Origin of the sequence: Mesorhizobium sp. M7A.F.Ca.ET.027.03.2.1 (assembly GCF_003999175.1) — a bacterium.
Taxonomy (GTDB): domain Bacteria; phylum Pseudomonadota; class Alphaproteobacteria; order Rhizobiales; family Rhizobiaceae; genus Mesorhizobium.
In genome coordinates, this window is record NZ_RZOM01001347.1 from 1 (window position 1) to 1,352 (window position 1,352).

Annotated in this window: 2 protein-coding genes and 2 pseudogenes; all 4 read left to right on the plus strand. The window is 58.7% G+C overall.

Annotated elements, in window-relative coordinates:
• Positions 1–43 precede the first annotated feature (43 nt).
• Positions 44–340: pseudogene (locus EN750_RS34525) on the plus strand (pilus assembly protein N-terminal domain-containing protein); the annotation flags it as partial.
• Between the two features lie 137 nt (positions 341–477).
• A pseudogene (locus EN750_RS41755) lies at positions 478–627 on the plus strand (TadE/TadG family type IV pilus assembly protein); the annotation flags it as partial.
• A gap of 30 nt (positions 628–657) precedes the next feature.
• The gene (locus EN750_RS34530) at positions 658–1,059 is read left to right on the plus strand and encodes a pilus assembly protein (RefSeq protein ID WP_348629644.1); all 402 of its coding nucleotides are present in this window, start codon (positions 658–660) and stop codon (positions 1,057–1,059) included.
• Positions 1,060–1,096: 37 nt separating this feature from the next.
• Positions 1,097–1,352 (plus strand): TadE/TadG family type IV pilus assembly protein (locus tag EN750_RS34535; RefSeq protein WP_145968205.1); only part of this gene is annotated, 256 nt, incomplete at its 3' end.

The window sequence follows — 1,352 nt, forward strand, 5'->3', positions numbered from 1 at the left end:
CCTTTGCCGGTGAGCACGATCGTCGAAGCGTCCTGCACCGAAGCGTCCCGCAGACACCATCGTGGTCGGCAACCCGGCAATCGCCGACGCTTCGGTGCAGGACGCTTCGACGATCGTGCTCACCGGCAAAGGCTTCGGCGTCACCAATCTGGTCGTGCTCGATACGGACGGCAGCCCCATCGTGGACGAGCAGGTTACCGTGGTGCGGCAAGCCGCCTCGTCCGTGCGCATTTACCGGCGCGCCGAAATCCAGACGATGTCGTGCACACCCTATTGCGAAAGCTCATACAAGAGCGAGGCGGAGAAGTCTTCGGAAGCGGAGATGAGCGTCAGCCGATAGGTGGCGTTGCCGACTGCCGTTCCGGTTATTGTCTGGTTAAGAGGCCTGCGCCGACTTTAACGATCATCCAAACCGGACCTCAATCGGTTTGCGCTAATGCTCCTTCCGAGACCACATAGAGATCGGCAGGATCGGACATGAGCAAGGAATTCGGTCGCGCAGGCGACCACAGAGTGAGACGCCCAAGGTTTTTCGCCCGCTTCCTTCGTGACCGGCGCGGCGCCACGGCAATCGAATTCGCGATCCTTTCAGTCCCCTTCGCGCTGCTTGTCTTTGCCATTCTGGAAAGCTGCATCTCGTTTGCCGGCCAGGAGGTGATGGCCAACGTCACCGACGATGTAGCGCGCAAACTGCGCACCGGCCAGTTGAGGGCGGCTGACGTTGCCGGAACCAATTTGCGGGACATGATCTGCACGAAACTGCAGATCATCGTCTCCCAGGATTGTCCCAATCAACTGCTGGTGGATCTTCGCCAATATACATCGTTCGCCGATGCGGCCACGGCAGGCTTCAAGATCCAGAACGGCGATGTCGTACTGACGAAAGGCACCGCAACCCAATCGTTCTCAGTGACAGCGGGTGCGGCGGAGTCGAGGAACATGCTTCGGGTCTTCTACAAGCGGCCCATCATGACCGACCTCATGGCGCAGTCGATGGGCGGCAACAAGACCCTGCATTTCGCATCGGTGACCTGGCAGAACGAGCCGTTCGACAACTGAGCGGAATGCACGAGCAGTATAAGAAAAGGGCAATGGCATGATTCGTGCGGGGGCACATCTTATGAAGACGGGAGTTTGGCGGAAAGCAAGTCGATTCTGGTCCGATCGGCGCGGCATCGCGGCGGTCGAATTTGCTTTGATCATGCCAATTCTGTTGATCATGTACTTCCTCACAATGGAAGCGTCGCAAGCCATCGAGACCAGCAAGAAAGTCAGCCGTATCGGCAGCATGGTGGCCGATCTCGTCACCCAGCAGACGAACGTCGCCAAGGCGGATGTCGACGCCATCATGC

Bases quoted from the DNA above. Each gene is read 5' to 3' on its own strand.
- EN750_RS34530 (WP_348629644.1), top strand. From the start codon at position 658: ATGGCCAACGTCACCGACGATGTAGCGCGCAAACTGCGCACCGGCCAG.